The following is a 20,198-nucleotide window of genomic DNA, read 5'->3' as shown; positions in this document are numbered from 1 at the left end:
TCGTGGCGGTTGGCTTACAGGTCGAGCAGCAGGCGGCGCGGGTCCTCGATGGCGTCCTTCACCTTGACCAGGAAGGTCACCGCCTCGCGGCCGTCGACGATCCGGTGGTCGTAGCTCAGCGCCAGGTACATCATCGGCCGGATCTCGACCGAGTTGCCGATCGCCATCGGCCGCGGCTGGATCTTGTGCATGCCGAGGATGCCGGACTGCGGGGGATTGAGGATCGGCGTCGACATCAGCGAGCCGTAGACGCCGCCATTGGAGATGGTGAACGTGCCGCCCTGCATCTCGGCCAGGGACAGCTTGCCGTCGCGCGCCTTCACGCCGAGGGCGTTGATCCCCTGTTCCACACCGGCGAAGGAGAGCTGATCCGCATCGCGCAGGATCGGCACCACCAGGCCCGACGGGGTGCCGACGGCGACGCCCACATCGAAGTAGTTCTTGTAGATGATCTCGTCGCCGTAGATCTCGGCATTGACCGCCGGCAGCTCCTGCAGGGCGGCGATGCAGGCCTTCACGAAGAAGCTCATGAAGCCGAGCTTCACGCCGTGCTTCTTCTCGAAGCTCTCCTTGTACTCGTTGCGCAGGGCCATGACGTTGGTCATGTCCACCTCGTTGAAGGTGGTCAGCATGGCCGCGGTGTTCTGGGCTTCCTTCAGGCGCCGGGCGATGGCCTGGCGCAGGCGGGTCATCTTCACCCGCTCCTCGCGCTCATCCTTCGGGCGCGGCGGCAGCGGGCCGGACGGCGCGGCGGTGGCACCGCCGGCGGGGGCGGCGCTGAACGAGCGCTTCGCGGTGCCGGCCTCGATCGCCTTCTGCACGTCTTCCTTGACCAGACGGCCGTCCTTGCCGGTCGGCTTGATCTTGGCCGGGTCCAGGTTGTTCTCGTCGACCAGCTTGCGCACGGCCGGGGACATGGTCTTGACGTCGTAGCTGCCGGAAGACTGGGCGGCCGGCGCCGACGTGGCGGTTTCCTTCGGCGCTTCCTTGGGCGCCTCGGCCTTCTTCGGCTCCTCCTTGGAGGCCTCTTCCTTGGCCGGCGCGGCTTCCTTCTTCGGCTCGTCCTTCTTCGGGGCGGCGGTCGCGCCCTCGTCGATGGTGCCGAGCACGGCGCCGACCTCGACCTCGGAGCCTTCCTTGGCGGAGATTTCGGAGAGCACGCCGGCGGCCGGCGCGTTCACCTCCAGGGTGACCTTGTCGGTCTCAAGCTCGACCAACGGCTCGTCGGCGGCTACGGCGTCGCCCGGCGCCTTCATCCATTTCGCGACCGTCGCTTCGGAGACGGACTCCCCGAGTGTCGGAACCTTGATCTCCGTCGCCATACCCTTGGTCCTCTTCATCTTTCGTCATGCGTCGGCGGGCCCGCCGGGGCGTCCGTCGTGTTGGGTTGCATATGGTGTCAGCATCTCGACGTTTCAGGCCTTACTCGGCCGCCATCCGTCCCTTGCTCGCCATGTCCACGGTAAGGGCTTCGTCGACCAGGGCGGCCTGCTCGCGCGCGTGGCGGCTGGCATTGCCGGTGGCCGGCGAGGCGGCCTCGCGGCGACCGACATAGCGCGGCCGCTTGCAGGCGCCGTCCAGTTCCATCAGCACGTCTTCCAGGCGGCGGTCCACGAAGGTCCAGGGACCCATGTTCGCCGGCTCCTCCTGACACCACACCACGTCGGCCTGCGGGAAGCGGGAGAGCTCCTGCAGCAGCGCCTTGCGCGGGAAGGGGTACATCTGCTCCAGCCGCAGGAAGAAGACGTCCTTGATGCCGCGCTTCTGACGCTCCTCGTACAGGTCGTAGTAGACCTTGCCCGAGCAGATCACGACGCGCTTCACATCCTTGTCGGCGCACAGGCTCTCGTTGTCGTAGAGCACCCGGTGGAAGGTCGTGTCGCTGCCCATCTCCTCCAGCTTCGACACCGCCAGCTTGTGGCGCAGCAGTGACTTCGGCGTGAAGATGATCAGCGGCTTGCGGAAATCGCGATGCAGCTGGCGGCGCAGGACATGGAAGAAGTTCGCCGGGGTGGTGCAGTTCACCACCTGCATGTTGTCCTCGCCGCAAAGCTGCAGATACCGCTCGATCCGGGCCGAGGAATGCTCCGGCCCCTGGCCCTCGTAGCCGTGCGGCAGCAGCATCACCAGACCGGACATGCGCAGCCACTTCGCCTCACCGGAGGAGACGAACTGGTCCATGATGACCTGGGCGCCGTTGGCGAAATCGCCGAACTGGGCCTCCCAGCAGGTCAGGGCATTCGGTTCGGCCTGGCTGTAGCCGTATTCGAAGCCGAGCACACCGGCCTCCGACAGCGGGCTGTCGATGACCTCGTAATGCGCCTGATTGTCCTGGATGTTGTTCAGCGGGACGTAGCGCTCTTCGGTCTTCTGGTCGATATAGACCGAATGGCGATGGGAGAAGGTGCCGCGCTGGCTGTCCTGGCCGGACAGACGGACCATGAAGCCCTCGGTCAGCAGGGTAGCGAAGGCCAGCGCCTCGCCGGTGCCCCAATCGATCCCTTCGCCGCTGTCCAACGCCTTCTGGCGCGACGCGATGAAGCGGTTGAGCTTGCTGTTCAGGTTGAAGCCTTCCGGCACCTCGCAGAGCTTGGCGCCGATACGTCTCAGTTCCTCGATGTCGACGCCGGTGGCGCCGCGCCGGGCATCGCCGGAGGCGACCTTCAGGCCGGACCATTTGCCTTCCAGCCAGTCGGCCTTGTTCGGTTTGTAGGACAGGCCGGCCTCGAATTCCTCGGCGAGATAGGCGTTCTCGTCCGCGAGAATCTTGTCCGCCTCGTCCTTGGTCAGCGTGCCTTCCTCGACCAGCTTGTTGGAATAGAGCTCCCGCGTGGTCTTATGGCCGCCGATCTTTTCGTACATCAGCGGCTGGGTGAAGCGCGGCTCGTCCCCTTCGTTATGGCCGAAGCGGCGGTAGCAGATCATGTCGATGACCACGTCGCAGCCGAACTCCTGGCGGAATTCGGCGGCGATCCGCGCGACATGCACGGAGGCTTCCGGGTCGTCGCCGTTCACGTGGAAGATCGGTGCCATCACCATCTTCGCCACGTCCGTCGGATAGGGCGAGGAGCGCGAGTAGTGCGGGCTGGTGGTGAAACCGATCTGGTTGTTCACGATGATGTGGATCGTGCCGCCGGTCTTGTAGCCGCGCAGGCCGGAGAAATCGAAGGTCTCCGCCACCACGCCCTGGCCGGCGAAGGCCGCGTCGCCGTGCAGCAGAATGCCCATGACCTTCTTGTGGTCGGTGTCCTGGCGCTGCTGCTGCTTGGCGCGCACGCGGCCGAGCACGACCGGGTTGACGATCTCAAGGTGCGACGGGTTGGCGTTCAGGGTGAGGTGCACGTTGGCGCCGTCGAACTCCCGGTCGGCCGACACGCCCATGTGGTACTTCACGTCGCCCGACCCGCCGGCATCCTCCGGGTTCGCCGGATTGCCCAGGAACTCCGAGATGATGGCGCGGAACGGCTTGCTCATGAAGTTGCAGAGCACGCTCAGGCGGCCGCGGTGCGGCATGCCCAGCACCACCTCCTCCAGGCCGAGCTGGCTGCCGCGCTTCAGGATCTGCTCCAGCGCGGGGATCAGCGTCTCGCCGCCGTCGAGTCCGAAGCGCTTGGTGCCGACATACTTCACGGCGAGGAACTTCTCGAAGCTCTCGGCCGCGGTCAGCCGCTCCAGGATGGTGCGCTTGCCCAGCGGGGTGAAGTCGGTCTGGTTGCGGATCTGCTCGATGCGCTCCTGGATCCAGGCCTTCTGGGCTGGATCCTGGATGTGCATGAACTCGACGCCGATGGAGCCGCAATAGGTGCCCTCCAGCACGTCCATGATCTCGCGCAGGGTCGGGGTTTCCAGGCCGAGCACGTTGTTGATGAAGATCGGCCGGTCCCAGTCGGCCTCGGTGAAGCCGTAGGTCGCCGGATCGAGCTCCGGATGCGGCGTCGGCTCCTCGAGGCCCAGCGGATCGAGCTTGGCCTTGAGGTGGCCACGGATCCGATAGGCGCGGATGATCATGATCGCGCGGAGCGAATCGAGCGTGGCGGCGCGTACGTCGTCGGTGGACAGCGCGGTCGCGTCGGCCTTCTTGCCCGATTTCTTGGGGGCCGCGTCGGGGTCGGTCGCGCCGATGATCTTGGTGGTCCGGGCCGCGAAACTGGGCCCGCGCACATCCGTGGTCGCGGCGTCGACATCGTCGCTCAGGGCGTCGAAATACTGACGCCAACTCTCGTCGACCGAGGCCGGATTCTCCAGGTAACGTGCGAAAAGTTCCGCCATGAACGGCGCGTTGGCACCGTTCAGAAAGGTATAGTCCTGATAGTCCATGGACATGTGCGTCTACCGCCTCTGCGCTCGCTGCGGAGCCATCCACCCGCGTCGGCGGCCCCACCTGCCGGCTCTCCCCGGCGTCGTCCCTGCCACTACACCGAATGAATAGTTAACATTCAGTGATATTTCCATGGTCCACCGATCTCCCTGACGGATCAAGGGCGGGGACCGAAGGGCGGGGCCGTGGCAGCCCCGCCCTGGATTTTTGTCAGCCGCGCATCGCCGCGACCATGGTCTCGCCGAGGGCCGCCGGGCTGTCCGACACCTTGATGCCGGCCGACTTCATGGCCTCGATCTTGTCGCCGGCACCGCCCTTGCCGCCGGCGATGATGGCGCCCGCATGGCCCATGCGACGGCCCGGAGGGGCGGTCACACCGGCGATGAAGCCGGCGACCGGCTTCTTCTTCGCGTTCGACTTCAGGAACTCGGCCGCCTCTTCCTCGGCGGAGCCGCCGATTTCACCGATCATGATGATGCCCTGGGTCTCGTCATCGGCCAGGAACATCTCCAGCACGTCGATGAAGCTGGTGCCGTTGACCGGGTCGCCGCCGATGCCGACGCAGGTCGACTGGCCGAGGCCGGCCGCCGTGGTCTGCGCCACCGCCTCGTAGGTCAGCGTGCCCGACTTCGACACGATGCCGATCTTGCCGCGCTTGTGGATGTGGCCCGGCATGATGCCGATCTTGCAGGCGTCCGGGGTGATCACGCCCGGGCAGTTCGGACCGATCAGACGGGTCTTGGTGCCGGTGAGGGCGCGCTTGACCTTGATCATGTCCATGACCGGGATGCCCTCGGTGATGCAGATCACCAGCGGCAGCTCGGCGTCGATCGCCTCCAGGATCGAGTCCGCCGCGAAGGGCGGCGGCACGTAGATCACGCTGGCATTGGCGCCGGTCTTGTTGACGGCGTCCTCGACGGTGTCGAACACCGGCAGGTCGAGATGGGTCTGGCCGCCCTTACCGGGGGTCACACCGCCGACCATCTTGGTGCCGTACTTGATCGCCTGCTCGCTGTGGAAGGTGCCCTGGCTGCCGGTGAAACCCTGGCAGATGACCTTCGTGTTCTCGTCGATAAGAACGGCCATTATGCGGCCTCCTTCACGGCTTTGACGATTTTCTGGGCGGCGTCGCCGAGGTTGTCGGCCGACACGATCGGCAGGCCGCTGTCCTCGAGGATCTGCTTGCCGAGCTCCACGTTGGTGCCTTCCAGGCGCACCACCAGCGGCACGTGGAGGCTTACCTCCTTGGCCGCGGCGACCACGCCCTCGGCGATCACGTCGCAGCGCATGATGCCGCCGAAGATGTTGACCAGGATGCCCTCGACGTTCTTGTCGGAAAGGATGATCTTGAAGGCCGCGGTCACCCGCTCCTTCGTGGCACCGCCGCCGACATCGAGGAAGTTGGCCGGCTCGCCGCCGTACAGCTTGATGATGTCCATGGTGGCCATCGCCAGGCCGGCGCCGTTCACCATGCAGCCGATCGAGCCGTCGAGCTTCACGTAGTTCAGCTCGTACTTGCCCGCCTCGAGCTCCATCGGATCCTCTTCGTCCTCGTCGCGCATCTCGGCGACGTCCTTGTGACGGTAGAGGGCGTTGTCGTCGAAGTTCATCTTGGCATCGAGCGCGATGAGGTCGCCGGCACCGGTCACCACCAGCGGGTTGATCTCCATCAGCGACGCGTCGAGGCCGGTGAAGGCGTCGTACAGGCCGGTCATGAACTTGACCGCCGCACCGATCTGCTTGCCCTCGAGGCCGAGCGCGAAGGCGATCCGCCGGGCGTAGTGGCCGGACATGCCGGTCACCGGGTCGATCGCCACGGTCAGGATCTTCTCCGGGGTCTTCTCGGCGACCTCTTCGATGTCCATGCCGCCTTCGGTGGAGGCGATCACGGTTACCCGCGAGGTCGACCGGTCGACCAGGAAGGAGAGGTACAGCTCACGGGCGATGTCGGAGCCGTCCTCCACATAGACCCGCTTCACTTCCTTGCCTTCGGGGCCGGTCTGGTGCGTGACCAGGGTCATGCCCAGCATGCGCTCCGCCTCGGCCCGGACGTCGTCGATCGACTTCACGACCTTGACGCCGCCGCCCTTGCCGCGGCCGCCGGCGTGGATCTGCGCCTTGACGACCCAGACCGGTCCGCCCAGCCCTTCGGCGACCTTGACGGCCTCGTCCGGGGTGAACGCCACCCCGCCCTTGGGCACGGCGACGCCAAATTTGGCCAAGAGAGTCTTGGCCTGATACTCATGAATGTTCATCGTTCCCCGCTCCGTACGGTGCGAACGCGCTTACCCGTCAATCGGGCAGGCCCGCGGCGACTTCGTTGAGGGTTTTAACGGCGTTGACCGAGTGCTCGAACATCGCCTTCTCGTCGGCGTTCAGCTCGATCTCCACGATCTTCTCCACGCCGTCGGCGCCGAGTACGGTCGGGACACCGACATACAGGCCGTTCAGGCCGTACTGGCCGTCCACATAGGCGGCGCAGGGCAGGACCCGCTTCTTGTCCTTCAGGTAGGATTCGGCCATCTGGATCGCCGAGCTGGCCGGGGCGTAGAACGCCGAGCCGGTCTTCAGCAGGCCGACGATCTCGGCACCGCCGTCGCGGGTGCGCTGGATGATCTGGTCGATCTTCTCCTGGCTCGACCAACCCATCTTGATCAGGTCGGGAACCGGGATGCCGGCGACGGTGGAGTAGCGGATCAGCGGCACCATGGTGTCGCCATGGCCGCCGAGCACGAAGGCGGTCACGTCCTCGACCGACACGCCGAACTCTTCGGCCAGGAAGTAGCGGAAGCGGGCGCTGTCGAGCACGCCGGCCATGCCGACGACCTTGTTCTTCGGCAGGCCGCTGTACTTCTGCAGCAGGCCGACCATGACGTCGAGCGGGTTGGTGATGCAGATCACGAACGCGTCCGGGCAGTTGGCCTTGATGCCTTCGCCGACGGCCTTCATGACCTTCGCGTTGGTGCCGATCAGGTCGTCGCGGCTCATGCCCGGCTTGCGCGGGATGCCGGCGGTGACGATCACCACGTCGGCGCCGGCGATCGCCTCGTAGCTGCTGGCGCCGGTGAGCACCGAGTCGAAGCCTTCGACCGGCGAGGCTTCGGCGATGTCCAGCGCCTTGCCCTGCGGCACGCCGTCGACGATGTCGAACAGCACCACGTCGCCGAGATCCTTGAGGCCGGCGAGAAGCGCCAGCGTGCCACCGATATTACCCGCGCCCACGAGCGCGATCTTGTTGCGAGCCATGATTTCCCCTGTCGCAAGCGTTGGCCTGGACATCCCGCGGCTGCCGGCGGCTGAGGCGGCCGGCGACGGCCCGAGATATGTGCGATGCGGCATAGCGCGTTTCCGTTGCGCGGGCAACCGCGTGTGGGAGCGAATCGTGAGCTTGGGGGGATCGGAAGGGGCTGAGAGCGGAAAAATCGACTTTTTCAACCCGGTTGATTCAGATCAACACGATTGCAACCTGACTCCCATACCGTAGCGAACAGCCGGGTCCGCAGACCGTACGGAGCGCCACAAGTGCCGCCGTTTGACCCGGGCGGGGGGTCGCCAATGTCAAGGGAGTGCACCATGAACAAGCAGTCGAAAGAGACCTCCGAAATCGAACAGACCGTCGACGAGTCGGTGAAGGCCGGACGCGAGGCGGTGGAGAAGACGACGAAGTCGATGGCCAAGGCCGCGCACGATGTCGCGCAATCCAACGGGTGGACGGAGACGGCCGACAAGCAGGCCGCGACCCTCACCGCCTTTCAGGGGCCGCTGGTGGAGGCGACGTCCCAGGCCTTCGGCCGCTATGTCGAGGGCATGGCCGAGCTGAATCAGGAAATGACCCGGTTCGTCGCCCAGCGTCTGCGCTACGACGCCGAGTTCGGCCACGCCCTGGCCGGCTGCGGCTCGTTCGTCCAGGCCGCGGAGATGCAGCAGGAATGGATGAAGAAGGCGGCCGACGACTATATGACCGAGGCCAAGAAGCTGGGCGAGATCGGACAGAAGGTCGTCAGCGACGTGACCCAGACGCCGTCGGCCTAAACGGGCAAAGCACCGTTCGAACAGCACCACGCAGCGATATGAACCGCGCTGCGTGGTCGGTCTTGTTTTGCCCTTGGCCAACACATAAGCCTGTGCTTATGTGTTGGCATGATCGAGAACGAGATCTTCAGGGCGCTGGCCGACCCGACCAGACGGGCCCTTTTCGAGAAGCTTGCCGCAGGCCGGATGAATGCCAGCGCGCTGCGCCAGGGCATGTCGATCAGCCAGCCGGCCATCTCCCAGCATCTCTCCGTGTTGCGTCAGGCGCGACTGGTGCGCGAGGAGCGCCAGGGACGCGTCGTGAACTATGAGATCGACCCGGAAGGCCTGGCCCTGATCGCGGGATGGCTGGAACGGTACCGCGCCTACTGGCCGGCCCGGGTCACTGCCTTGTCGGACCTTCTGAAGGATATGGAGCCATGAGCGATCCGAAGCGCGCGCCGGGGGAGCCGACAGAACACCCCGCGACCCTGAAGTTCGACTACGACCTCAATGCCCCCGTGGAAACCGCCTGGCGGGCGATCAGTTCGCCGGAGATGCGGGAGAATTGGTTGCCGGAAAAGGATCTTGCAGATCCGGAGCCGGTCCACACCGTACCGGGCAAGGAGATCCGCTATCGCATGCGCGACGCCGAGCCGCCGCATCTGGAGAGCATGGTGACCTTCCGGATTGCTCCCGGCCTTGCCGGCGGGACCCGGCTGACGATCATCCACGATCTGACGGATGTCCGGGTGTCGGCGCACCGGCAGGTGCCGGCGAACACCGATCGCGGCCCGGTCATGTTGGCCGCCTGATACCCCCGACCCAATCCATATCACCGGTATCCAGGAGGTCACCGATGCGTGACGCGATGCAGCTCGTCCCCATGGTCGTGGAACAGTCGAGTGCCGGAGAGCGATCCTTCGACATCTATTCACGGCTGCTGCGGGAGCGGATCATCTTCCTGAACGGCGAGGTGAACGACACGGTCTCGGCCCTGGTCTGCGCCCAGCTGCTGTTTCTGGAGGCCGAGAACCCGCGCAAGCCGATCCATCTGTACATCAACTCACCCGGCGGCGTGGTCACCAGCGGTCTCGCGATGTACGACACCATGCGCTACGTCCGGGCGCCGGTGGAGACCCTGTGCATGGGCACGGCGCGCTCCATGGGGCCGTTCCTGCTGATGGCGGGCGAGCCGGGGGCGCGGGCGGCACTGCCCAATGCCAGCCTGCACGTCCACCAGCCGCTCGGCGGCTTCCAGGGCCAGGCGTCGGACATCCTGATCCATGCCGAGGAGATGCAGCGCACCAAGCGACGAATGATCCGGCTTTATGCCGAACACTGCGGCCGCAGCGAGGAGGAGGTGGAACGCACCCTGGACCGCGACCGCTTCATGACGGCGGAAGAGGCGGTCGAGTGGGGGCTCATCGATCGGGTGGTCGAGAGGAGTGTGGCGCCTGCCGGACACTGAGGCCCGGCAGGCAACTCGGATCAGGCGGCGCGGCGGACGCCGGCGGCCTTGACGCTGTCGTCGACGAAGGCCTCGAACGGCTTGAAGTTCTCAACGAACCGGCCGCGCAGCTCGCCCGCAGTGGTGTCGTAGGCGGCGCCGTCGCTCCAGGCGCCGCGCGGACGCAGCACCTCGGTCGGCACGTTCGGGCAGCTCTCCGGCACCAGCAGGCCGAAATGACCGTCATCCTGCACCGGCGCGCCGCTGAGGGTGCCGTCCAGGGCGGCGCGGACCATGGCGCGGGTATAGGCGATCTTCATGCGCTCGCCGCCGGCACCGGCGCGGCCGCCGGACCAGCCGGTATTGACCAGCCAGCAGGTGGCGCCGTGGCGGGCGATCCGCTCGCGCAGCATCTCACCGTAGACGCTCGGGTGACGCGGCATGAACGGCGCGCCGAAGCAGGTCGAGAAGGTCGCCTGCGGCTCGGTCACACCCTTTTCCGTGCCGGCCACCCGTGCCGTGTAGCCGGACAGGAAGTGGTACATCGCCTGTTCCGGCGTCAGCTTGGAGATCGGCGGCAGCACGCCGAAGGCGTCGGCCGTCAGCATCACCACATTCACCGGATGGCCGGCCATGCCGGTGGTCGAGGTGTTCGCGATGTAGTCGATCGGATAGCAGGCCCGGGTGTTCTCGGTCAGTTCCGCACTGTCCAGGTTCAGCATCCGGGTGACCGGGTCCATCACCACGTTCTCCAGCACCGTGCCGAAGCGGTGGGAGGCGGCCCAGATCTCCGGCTCGGCTTCTTGGCTGAGCTTGATGACCTTGGCGTAGCAGCCGCCCTCGAAGTTGAAGATGCCGTTCTCCGACCAGCCGTGCTCGTCGTCGCCGATCAGGGTGCGGCTGCCGTCGGCCGACAGGGTCGTCTTGCCGGTGCCGGACAGGCCGAAGAAGATCGCGCTGTCGCCCTTGGGACCGACATTGGCGGAGCAGTGCATCGGCATGACGCCGCGCTCGGGCAGCAGGTAGTTCAGGATGCCGAAGATCGACTTCTTGATCTCGCCGGCATAGCTGGTGCCGCCGATCAGGATCATGCGGCGGTCGAAATCGACCAGGATGAAGGTGGAGGAGCGCACCCCGTCCCGCTCGCCGCGGGCCGTCAGGCCCGGCGCGTGCAGGATGGTGAAGTCCGGCTCGAAGCCCGGCAGGTCCTCCGCCGGCGGACGGATGAACATGTTGCGGGCGAACAGGTTCTGCCAGGCGGTCTCGGTGACCACCCGCACCTTCAGGCGGTGGTCCGGGTCGGCGCCGGCGTAGCAGTTCAGCACAAAGGCGTCGCGGCCGTGGTAGTAGGCCTGGACCCGGGCATGCATCGCGTCGAATTGGCTGCGGTCGATCGGCTGGTTGATGCTGCCCCAGTTGACCGTGCTCTCCGTCGCGCCGTCGCGGACGATGAACTTGTCCTTGGGCGAGCGGCCGGTGTGTTCGCCGGTCGATACGACCACCGCCCCATGGGCGGACAGCCGGGCCTCGCCGCGCCGGATGGCGTGTTCAGTCAGGAGGGCCGAGCCGAGATCCCAGTGCTGGGTGCCGAGATTGGTCAGGCCGTGCGAGGTCAGGTCCATGCGTGTCGCGCTGTTGCCCACGTGTCCTCTCCAGGTAATGCTGAATGCCGGCTCATTTCGTGGCCGGACGTCGTTTGGATAGGCGAACTGTCACCGAAAGGCAACGATCCGCCCGGAAATTCGGTCTCCGGCGGCGCGGCGATACGTCGCGCGATGCCGTCGCACAATGCCCTGTGCGTCATGCCGTCGGCACCGAGTGTCGCGCCGTCGGCACCGGGCGTCACGCCTTCAGCACCGCCACGCCCGGCAGGTCCTTGCCCTCCAGCCATTCCAGGAAGGCGCCGCCCGCCGTCGAGACGTAGGAGAACCGGTCGATCACCCCGGCATGGGCCAGGGCCGCCACCGTGTCGCCGCCGCCCGCCACCGACAGGATCTGGCCGCGATCTGTCAGGTCGGCGGCGGCCTTCGCCAGGGCGTTGGTGCCGGCATCGAACGGCGCCGTCTCGAACGCGCCGACCGGGCCGTTCCACACCAGGGTCTTGCAGTCCTCCAGCCGCTTGGCGATGGCGGCCACGGTCTTGGGACCGACATCGAGGATCATTTTATCCGCGGGAACATCGAGAATATCGACGGTCTGCGTCTCCACCCCCGCCGCCAGGGTGTCGGCGACCACCGCATCGACCGCCAGCAGGATGTCGCAGCCGGCGGACTCCGCCTTGGCCTGGATCTCCTTCACGGTGTCGGCCAGGTCGCGCTCGGCCAGGGACTTGCCGATCTCCACCCCGCCGGCATGCAGGAAGGTATTGGCCATGCCGCCGCCGATGGCCAGCACGTCGACCCGGGAGACCAGATTGCCGAGCAGGTCCAGCTTGGTGCTGACCTTGGCCCCGCCGACCACGGCGGCGACCGGGCGCTCCGGGCGCTCCAGGGCGCGGGTCAGGGCCTTCAGCTCGGCCTCCATCAGCCGCCCGGCGATCGCCGGCAGCTTGCGCGCCACCCCGTCGATCGAACCGTGGGCCCGGTGGGCGGCGGAGAAGGCGTCGTTCACATAGAGGTCGGCCAGCTTGACCAGGCCGGCGACGAATGCCGGGTCGTTCGCCTCTTCGCCGGCATGGAAGCGCAGGTTCTCCAGCAGCACGACGTCACCGTCACCCAACTTGGCGACGGCGCTCTCGGCCGCGGCGCCGATGCAGTCCTCGGCGAAGGCGACCGGGCGGCCGACGGCCGCGGACAGCGGCTCGACGATCGGCTTCAGGGACATCTCGGCGTTCGGCTTGCCCTTGGGCCGGCCGTAATGGGAGACCACGACGACCTTCGCGCCCTTTTCCGCCAGTTCGGCGACGGTCGGGGCGGCCCGCTCGATCCGGGTCGCGTCGGTCACGGCCCCGTCCTTCATCGGCACGTTCAGGTCCAGGCGCAGCAGCACGCGCTTACCGGCGACATCGGCGCCGTCGAGAGTACGGTAATCGGCCATCTCGGGTCTCTCCCCAGCTACGAAACCGGCCCTTGTCGATCCGGGTTGCGCCGGGATGTGCCACAGCGCAGCCGGTGCGACAACCCTTGCGACGCGGGCTCCGGCCGTGTGCGGCGTCCAGGGGCGAACTCTTGCCCCAACTCTTGATTGACCGCCGCGCGGACCGATTTCTTCCCCATGAGTATCACGACACAATCGGGCCGGCCCGGCGCACTGCTCGGCTACGGCCTCGGCCAGGGCACACGGATGGCCTGGTATCTCGGGAACTACCTGGCGACCCGGTCCTGGTTCGCGCGGATCGACCCGACCGAGAAGCGCCGGCCGACCCTGCGCGGACGGCTCCGGGGCGCCCGGATCCAGGCGGCCCTCAGCCGGGGCGCGCTGGCCCTGATGGCCCGCGACGCGGCCCATGTCCGGAACGGCACCTACCCGATGCCGGCCGATCTGCGGCCCCGACCGGCGGCGGTGGGCGAGATGGCCGGCTACTGGCGCGACCTGCCCAGGGTGGCCCTGCGCCGGCGCCTGAAGCAGGGCCAGGAGCCAGCCGTCGAGCCGGTGCCGGAGGAGGACGGCTATCCGCGCTACTACCTGCAGAACTTCCACTACCAGTCCGGCGGCTGGCTGACAGAGGAGTCGGCGGATCTCTACGACACCCAGGTGGAGGTGCTGTTCGGCGGCCTGGCCCAGGCCATGCGCCGCCAGGGCGTGGTGCCGGTGGTGGACTGGCTGCGGGCCCGCGGCTCGCCCGACGGTCCGGGCTTCGGCGCCGGCGTCACCCTGCTCGACCTGGCGACCGGGACCGGCGCCATGCTGGAGGCGGTGGGGCAGGCGGCCCCGGCGCTGGATCTGCATGGGCTCGACCTGTCGCGGGCGTATCTGGACAAGGCGCAGCGCCGCCTCGCCGGCCGGGACGTGACCTGGCATCGCGCCAAGGCGGAGGCGATCCCGCTGCCCGACGGCTCGGTCGATCTGGTGACGGCGAGCTACCTGTTCCACGAACTGCCGAAGAAGATCCGCGCCGAGGTTCTGGCCGAGGTGCGGCGGGTGCTGAGGCCGGGCGGCCGGCTGGTGCTGGTGGACTCGCTCCAGCTCGGCGACACCCCGGCGCTGGACCCGGTGCTGCGGAGTTTCCCGGAGCAGTTCCACGAGCCGTATTACGCCGACTGGATCGGCGCCGACGTCCCGTCGCTCCTGGCGGCGGCCGGGTTCGCGGTGGACGCGATGGAGAGAGCGTATCTGTCGAAGGTGTTCGTCGGCGGCAAGCGGTAGGCTTCCTCACCCCCTTAGATCACTCCCGGACCTGCTCCGGGGGAACGCCTACTTATACGGATCCGCCGCATCCCTCAGCCCGTCGCCGAAGAAGTTGAACGCCAGAACCACCAGGATCACCGGCACCACCGGGGTCATGATCCAGGGATACAGCTCGACCGCGTTGATGTTCTGCGCCTCGGTCAGCAGCACGCCCCAACTGGTGATCGGCGGGCGCAGGCCGAGGCCGAGGAACGACAGGGCCGTCTCGCCCAGGATCATGGTCGGGATCGACAGGGTGGCCGAGGCGATCAGGTGGCTCATGAAACTGGGCAGCAGGTGGCGGCCGATGATGCGTTTCGGCTTCGCCCCCATCAGCTCGGCGGCGACGCAGAAATCCTCCTCGCGCAGGCTGAGCAGCTTGGAGCGCACCGCCCGGGCGAGGCCGGTCCAGTCCAGCAGACCGAGGATCAGGGTGATGCCGAAATAGATCAGGATCGGCGACCAGGTCACCGGCAGGGCGGCCGACAGGGCCATCCACAGGGGCAGCTCCGGGAACGAGCGGATCACCTCGATTACCCGCTGGACACAGGCGTCCACCCAGCCGCCGTAATACCCCGCCAGCCCGCCGATCACGATGCCCAGCACGAAGCTGACGATGATGCCGATCAGCCCCACGGTCAGCGAAATCCGGGTGCCGTAGACGATGCGCGAGAACACGTCGCGGCCCAGCCGGTCGGTCCCGAGCAGGAACAGGGTCCCCCCGTCGGCCGGGCAGACCAGATGGAAATCCATCTCGATCTGGCCCCAGAACCGGTACCCATCGCCGGAACAGAAGAACCGCAGTGGCTGCACCTTGTCCGGATTGGCGGTGTAGACCCGCTTCAGGGTGCGCAGATCGAGCTCGTAGTCGTATCCCAGCACATAGGGGCCGACGAAACGGCCGTCGCGGAACAGCTTCACGGTCTGCGGCGGGGCATAGATATGGTCGGTGTGCCGGCTGGTCAGCGCGTAGGGCGCGATCATCTCGGAGATCAGCACCGAGGCGTAGAGCAGCAGCAGGAACAGCCCGGAGACGACCGCGAGGCGGTGGCGCTTCAGCTTCCACCACATCATCCGCCACTGGGACGCCATGTAATAGCGTTCCTGTTCCGGCGTGAGGACCTCGTCGCGCTCCGGATCGAAGGGGGCGGCGTCGACGAAATGCCGGGCTTTGGGGCGGTTCGGATTGGCGGTGCTCATCGCGCGGTCCCCCCGCCGAGACGGATCCGCGGGTCGAGCCAGGCCAGCGCCAGGTCGGAGAGCAGCATGCCGAACACGGTCAGTGCCGCCAGGAACATCAGGAACGAGCCGGCGAGATACATGTCCTGGCTCTGCAGCGCGTTGATCAGCATCGGCCCGGTGGTCGGCAGCGACAGCACCATCGACACCACGGCCGAGCCGGAGACCACCTGGGGCAGCATGTTGCCGATGTCGGAGATGAACGGGTTCATGGCCATGCGCAGCGGATACTTCATCAGCGCCCGGAACGGCGGCAGGCCCTTGGCCCGGGCGGTGACCACGTACTGTTTCTGCAGCTCGTCCAGCAGGTTGGCGCGCAGCCGGCGGATCATCGCCGCCGTGCCGGCGGTGCCGATCACCACCACCGGGACCCACAGGTGCTCCAGCACCGACATCACCTTCCCGAAGCTCCAGGGCTGGTCGATATAGGACGGGTCCATCAGCCCGCCGATCGAGGTGCCGAACCAGACATTGGCGAAATACAGCAGGATCAGGGCCAGCAGGAAGTTCGGCGTGGCGAGCCCGAGAAAGCCGATGAAGGTCAGGCCGTAGTCGCCGACGCTGTACTGGTGGGTCGCCGAGTAGATGCCGATCGGAAAGGAGACCACGTAGATGAACAGGATCGTGGCGAAGTTCAGCACGATGGTCATCAGCACCCGGTCGCCGACCACGTCGCTGACCGGCAGCTGATATTCGAAGCTGTAGCCGAAATCGCCGCGCAGCATGCCCGTGGCCCAGACCAGATACTGCTCCCACATCGGCTTATCCAGGCCGTACTGGGCCCGCAGCGCCTCGATCTTGGCCGGATCGACCGCTTCGCCCTGGCTCTCCATCTCGGCGATCAGCGTCGACAGGTAATCCCCTGGCGGCAGCTGGATGATGATGAAGGTGATGACGCTGATGGCGACCAGCGTCGGGATCATCACGAGGATCCGGCGGGCGAGATAGTCGAGCACGGGCGGCCGGATCCTTTACTGGCGGGACCGGGCGGCCGCGGTCAGCACCCGGTCGGGTGTGCGCGGCCGCTCGGCGCCGAAGAAGAAGGTGTCCGGGCGGTGCATGCCGAAATGGGCCCCCGGGTCCCAGTTGTAGATCGCCTGCACCGGGACGTTGTGCAGCTTCAGGCTGACCACCACCGGCTGCAGCACGCCCGCGATCAGGCCGATGGAGAAGACCTGATCGCTCCAGATCTCCAGCATCTCGTGCCACACGGCGCGCCGCGCCTCGGTGGTGGAGGAGCGCCGCCAGGTATCGTACAGCTCCATCAGTTCCACCGCCTCCGGAATGTCCGGCGCGGTGCCGGCCTTGCCCTTGGTCTGGTAGTACTGGCCCCAGCGTGGCCACATGTACTGGGTCTGGGCGGTCGGGGCGAATTCGGACGGGCTGGACTCCGCGCTCGGGATCCCGTTCTCGATGCCGAAGGAGATCGCCATCATGGTCTGGCCGGCGAAGATGCGGTTGCGGAACACGGTCCGTTCCGAGGGGCGCGTGTAGAGCTTGATCCCGGCCGCCAGCCAGGTGTCGTGGATCAGCTCCAGCAGGTCGGTCTCTTCGGTGCTTTCGCCGGCGGTCTCCACGATGATCTCCATCGGCCGTCCGTCCGGCAGCAGCCGCACGCCGCGGTCGTCGCGCTCGGTCAGGCCCATCTCGTCCAGCAGGGCATTGGCCCGCTTCAGGTCGAACTCGGCCCATTTCCTGCGGTATTCCGGCTCGTACAGCCGGGAGGAGGGTAGCACGGTGTTGTTGCCCTCCAGCGCCAGGCCGAAATAGATCACCTCGTTCAGCTCGTGCCGGTTCACCGCCAGCGACAGCGCCCGGCGGAACCGCGCGTCGCGCATCACCTCGCGCCAGAGCGGATCCTCGATGTTGAGGTTGGGAAACAGGGCGAGATGGGAGCCCTTGGCGGACTTCCACAGATAGGTCTCGTACGTGCCGCGCTCCGCGCCCTGGCGCAGGAAGGTGTAGTCCTCGAAGTTCAGGTACCGTGCCTGCAGATCGGACTCGCCCGCGCCGGTCTTGGCCGGGATCAGGCCGGGGGACGCGATCTGGAACACCACGGTGTCGATATAGGGGAGCTGGCGGCCCTCGGCGTCGATCTTGTGGTAGTAGGGATTGCGCTCGAAGACGTAGCGGTTCGCCGGCGGCGACGTCCGCGCCACCCAGGGCTGCAGGGTCGGCAGGTCCGGATTGTCGAACTTGTAGGGATTGTCCTCGCGGTTGTGCAGGGCGGCCCAGTTCCGCGCCTGGGCCTCCTCCACCTTCGCCTTCAGGGGACCGTGCTCGGCGTAGTGATCGTGGTACATCTTCAGGTGATGGGACGGCCGGTAGAGATAGAGCGGCCGGGCCCCGGCGAGCTGCGGCAGGAAGTCCGGATTGGGCTGCGACCAGGAATAGCGCACCCGGGTCGGCGACAGGATCTCCACCGTCGGCGGCTCGCCGTCGACCATCAGTTCGATCGGCGGGCCGGTCGGTGAGATCTCCGGGTTGTTGGCCACATCCTCCCAGAAGTAGCGGAAATCCTCGGTGGTGAAGGGCGTGCCGTCGGACCAGCGGTGACCCTCGCGCAGGACGAAGGTGAAGGACCGGTTGTCCTCGACGATCACCTCCTTGGCCAGGTCGGGGCGCAGCTCCATGGTGGCCGGGTCGTAGCCGACCAGCCGGGCGTAGCCGTAGACCACCATCTGGCGGACGTCCTTGGCCCCGGCCATGACCATGTTCAGCGTGCCGCCGTAGTCGCCGAGCTCGCGGTCCTGATTCTTCAGGTCGACCACCAGCGGGTCGAAGGGAAGCCGGCCCGCCGTCTCGGGCAGCGCGCCGGTCGCGACCTTCTCCGCCAGCAGCGGCGGTTCGTTCTGGGCGGCGGCCGGCAGGACGTGGGCGAGCAGCAGGGCGGGGGCGAGCAGCAGGGCCAGGGCGAGTGCCAGACGCTTCACGACGCCAGCCTCAGGTTCAGGATCGCCGGGTCGGCCCGCACGAAATGGCCGTCGCCCAGCTCGACGAAGCCCGGCATGTGGCTGTCATCGACCGTGAACGGCGCCGACCAGGCCGCGGGGTTCGAGGCCCGGCCATCCATCACCGCGTCGAAATCGAGCGGGTTGTCCAGATCCGGGTCCGGCACCGCGGCCAGCAGCGCCTGGGTATAGGGGTGTACCGGGTCCCGGAACAGTGCCTCGCGCGGGGCCAGCTCGACGATCCGGCCGGCGCACATCACCGCGATCCGGTCGGCGACGTAGTCGACCACCGCCAGGTTGTGGCTGATGAACAGATAGGTGAGGCCCAGCTTCTCCTTCAGGTCCTTCAGCAGGTTCAGCACCTGGGCCTGGATCGACACGTCCAGCGCGGAGACCGGCTCGTCGCAGATCAGCATCTTCGGCTTGAGCGCCAGCGCGCGGGCGATGCCGATGCGTTGGCGCTGGCCGCCGGAGAAGCTGTGCGGGTAGCGGTTCAGGTGGCGCACGTCGAGCCCGACCAGCCGCATCAGCTCCGACACCATCTCGCGCCGCCAGGCCGGATCGCCGATGCCATGGATCACCAGCGGCTCGGCGATGATGTCGAACACGGTCATCCGGGGATTGAGCGAGGAGAACGGGTCCTGGAAGACGAACTGCAGCTTCTGGCGGAACTCGGTCAGCCGGTTGCCGTCGAGGGCGAGCACGTCGGTCGGCCCGGTCTCGTCGGTAAAGGTCACCTTGCCCGCGTCCGGCGTGAGCGCCCGCATGATCACCTTGGACAGGGTGGTCTTGCCGCAGCCCGACTCGCCCACCAGGCCGAGGCATTCGCCCGGCTGCACGGTGAAGGACACGTCGTCCAGCGCCTTGATCGACTTGCGGGAGGTCGAGACCCAGCCGCCCTTGCGGATCGTATAGGCCTTGGTCAGCCCCTCCACCGCGAGCATCGGCGCGTTGTCGGCCGTCGTCGCCTTCGGCCGGTCGGCCAGCAGGTGCCCGGTCTCGGCCTTGATCTCGCGCAGCGGCTTCAGACGCTCGCCCGGCGCCATGTCGAAGCGCGGCACCGCTCCCATCAGCGCCTTCAGGTAGGGATGCTGGGCCCGGCGGAAGATGTCCTCCACGTCGCCGGACTCCATCACCCGGCCGCGATACATGACCACCACTTCCTCGGCCACGTTGGAGACCACGCCGAGATCGTGAGTGATCATCAGCATGGCCATGTTGAGCTCGGACTGCAGGTCCTTGATCAGCTTCAGGATCTGCGCCTGGATCGTCACGTCCAGCGCGGTGGTCGGCTCGTCGGCGATCAGCAGGGCCGGCCGGCAGACCAGGGCCATGGAGATCATCGCGCGCTGGCGCAGCCCGCCGGACAGCTCGAACGGATAGGTCTTCAGCGCCCGGTCGGGGTCGGGGAAGCCGACCATGGCCAGCATGTCGCGGGTCAGTTCCGTCGCTTCGCGGGCCGAGACGTCGCGGTGCAGTTCCAGCGCCTCGCGGATCTGATTGCCGACCGTGTGCAGCGGCGACAGCGACGTCATCGGCTCCTGGAAGATGATCGAGATCCGCCCGCCACGCACGTTGCGCATCTCGCGGCCGTCCACCGGCAGGCGCACGATATCGGTGATGGTGCCGGGCTTCTCGGGGTCGGCGAACAGGATCGAGCCGCCCAGGATCTTCGCCGGCCGCGGCAGCAGGCCCATGATCGCCTGGCTGACCACCGACTTGCCGGAGCCGGATTCGCCGACCAGGGCGACGGTCGAGCCCCGGCGGATCTGGAACGAGACGCCGTCCACCGCAACCAGCCGCCCCTCCGGCAGATCGAAGCCGATCCGCAGGTCGTGCACGCGCAGGAGCGGCGTTGAGCGATCCAAGTCTCCGTCCCCCTCCGGTTAGCCCTGAGTCAGCA

Annotated in this window: 16 protein-coding genes; 5 read left to right on the top strand and 11 right to left on the bottom strand. The window is 67.1% G+C overall.

Annotated features, from left to right (window positions below; translation table 11 throughout):
• Positions 1–14: 14 nt before the first annotated feature.
• The 5 genes from odhB to mdh all read right to left on the bottom strand — a co-directional run bounded on the left by odhB (position 15) and on the right by mdh (position 7,564).
• Complete coding sequence (gene odhB, locus G578_RS0122045; RefSeq protein ID WP_028796071.1) at positions 15–1,322, bottom strand: 2-oxoglutarate dehydrogenase complex dihydrolipoyllysine-residue succinyltransferase; 1,308 nt, start codon at positions 1,320–1,322, stop codon at positions 15–17.
• 100 nt (positions 1,323–1,422) lie between these two features.
• On the bottom strand, positions 1,423–4,323 hold the full coding sequence (locus G578_RS27685) for a 2-oxoglutarate dehydrogenase E1 component (protein WP_038015680.1): 2,901 nt from the start codon (positions 4,321–4,323) through the stop codon (positions 1,423–1,425).
• Between the two features lie 205 nt (positions 4,324–4,528).
• The gene (gene sucD / locus G578_RS0122035) at positions 4,529–5,404 is read right to left on the bottom strand and encodes a succinate--CoA ligase subunit alpha (protein ID WP_028796070.1); all 876 of its coding nucleotides are present in this window, start codon (positions 5,402–5,404) and stop codon (positions 4,529–4,531) included.
• Positions 5,404–6,573, bottom strand: a complete 1,170-nt coding sequence (sucC, locus tag G578_RS0122030; RefSeq protein WP_028796069.1) for an ADP-forming succinate--CoA ligase subunit beta — start codon at positions 6,571–6,573, stop codon at positions 5,404–5,406. The genes sucD and sucC overlap by 1 nt, the downstream gene beginning before the upstream one ends.
• A gap of 37 nt (positions 6,574–6,610) precedes the next feature.
• A complete protein-coding gene (gene mdh, locus G578_RS0122025) occupies positions 6,611–7,564 on the bottom strand; it encodes a malate dehydrogenase (protein WP_028796068.1) in 954 nt (317 codons plus the stop codon).
• Positions 7,565–7,891: 327 nt separating this feature from the next.
• Here mdh and G578_RS0122020 point away from each other — a divergent pair, with 327 nt between their 5' ends.
• From G578_RS0122020 to G578_RS0122005, 4 genes are all read left to right on the top strand, one after another.
• Positions 7,892–8,350: a phasin family protein gene (locus G578_RS0122020; RefSeq protein WP_028796067.1), complete on the top strand. Its 459-nt coding sequence runs from the start codon at positions 7,892–7,894 to the stop codon at positions 8,348–8,350.
• A gap of 108 nt (positions 8,351–8,458) precedes the next feature.
• Positions 8,459–8,773, top strand: a complete 315-nt coding sequence (locus G578_RS0122015) for an ArsR/SmtB family transcription factor (protein WP_028796066.1) — start codon at positions 8,459–8,461, stop codon at positions 8,771–8,773.
• Positions 8,770–9,144: an SRPBCC family protein gene (locus tag G578_RS0122010; protein ID WP_028796065.1), complete on the top strand. Its 375-nt coding sequence runs from the start codon at positions 8,770–8,772 to the stop codon at positions 9,142–9,144. The genes G578_RS0122015 and G578_RS0122010 overlap by 4 nt, the downstream gene beginning before the upstream one ends.
• A 44-nt stretch (positions 9,145–9,188) precedes the next feature.
• Positions 9,189–9,800, top strand: coding sequence for an ATP-dependent Clp protease proteolytic subunit (locus G578_RS0122005; RefSeq protein ID WP_028796064.1), 612 nt, complete (start codon positions 9,189–9,191; stop codon positions 9,798–9,800).
• A gap of 20 nt (positions 9,801–9,820) precedes the next feature.
• On the opposite strand, the gene G578_RS0122000 is transcribed toward G578_RS0122005, so the two are convergent.
• On the bottom strand, positions 9,821–11,422 hold the full coding sequence (locus G578_RS0122000) for a phosphoenolpyruvate carboxykinase (RefSeq protein ID WP_281169194.1): 1,602 nt from the start codon (positions 11,420–11,422) through the stop codon (positions 9,821–9,823).
• Between the two features lie 199 nt (positions 11,423–11,621).
• Positions 11,622–12,815 carry a phosphoglycerate kinase gene (locus G578_RS0121995; protein WP_028796062.1) on the bottom strand — a complete coding sequence of 398 codons (1,194 nt, stop codon included), beginning with the start codon at positions 12,813–12,815 and terminating at the stop codon, positions 11,622–11,624.
• A gap of 177 nt (positions 12,816–12,992) precedes the next feature.
• Here G578_RS0121995 and G578_RS27680 point away from each other — a divergent pair, with 177 nt between their 5' ends.
• Positions 12,993–14,084 carry a class I SAM-dependent methyltransferase gene (locus G578_RS27680; RefSeq protein ID WP_051245235.1) on the top strand — a complete coding sequence of 364 codons (1,092 nt, stop codon included), beginning with the start codon at positions 12,993–12,995 and terminating at the stop codon, positions 14,082–14,084.
• A gap of 48 nt (positions 14,085–14,132) precedes the next feature.
• Here the strand turns inward: G578_RS27680 and G578_RS0121985 are convergent, their stop codons facing one another.
• Genes G578_RS0121985 through G578_RS0121970 form a run of 4 tightly spaced genes read right to left on the bottom strand, consistent with a single transcriptional unit; the run spans position 14,133 to position 20,163 of the window.
• The gene (locus G578_RS0121985; RefSeq protein ID WP_028796061.1) at positions 14,133–15,305 is read right to left on the bottom strand and encodes an ABC transporter permease; all 1,173 of its coding nucleotides are present in this window, start codon (positions 15,303–15,305) and stop codon (positions 14,133–14,135) included.
• Complete coding sequence (locus G578_RS0121980) at positions 15,302–16,300, bottom strand: ABC transporter permease (protein WP_028796060.1); 999 nt, start codon at positions 16,298–16,300, stop codon at positions 15,302–15,304. The genes G578_RS0121985 and G578_RS0121980 overlap by 4 nt, the downstream gene beginning before the upstream one ends.
• A 15-nt stretch (positions 16,301–16,315) precedes the next feature.
• Positions 16,316–18,277 (bottom strand): ABC transporter substrate-binding protein, encoded by a 1,962-nt coding sequence (locus G578_RS27675; protein ID WP_038015676.1) that lies wholly within the window; start codon positions 18,275–18,277, stop codon positions 16,316–16,318.
• The gene (locus tag G578_RS0121970; RefSeq protein WP_038015673.1) at positions 18,274–20,163 is read right to left on the bottom strand and encodes an ABC transporter ATP-binding protein; all 1,890 of its coding nucleotides are present in this window, start codon (positions 20,161–20,163) and stop codon (positions 18,274–18,276) included. The genes G578_RS27675 and G578_RS0121970 overlap by 4 nt, the downstream gene beginning before the upstream one ends.
• Positions 20,164–20,198: the final 35 nt, after the last annotated feature.

Origin of the sequence: Thalassobaculum salexigens DSM 19539 (assembly GCF_000423805.1) — a bacterium.
Classification (GTDB): domain Bacteria; phylum Pseudomonadota; class Alphaproteobacteria; order Thalassobaculales; family Thalassobaculaceae; genus Thalassobaculum; species Thalassobaculum litoreum.
The sequence above is the reverse complement of the archived record's forward strand: the minus strand, read 5'-3'. Positions and strand labels throughout refer to the sequence as shown.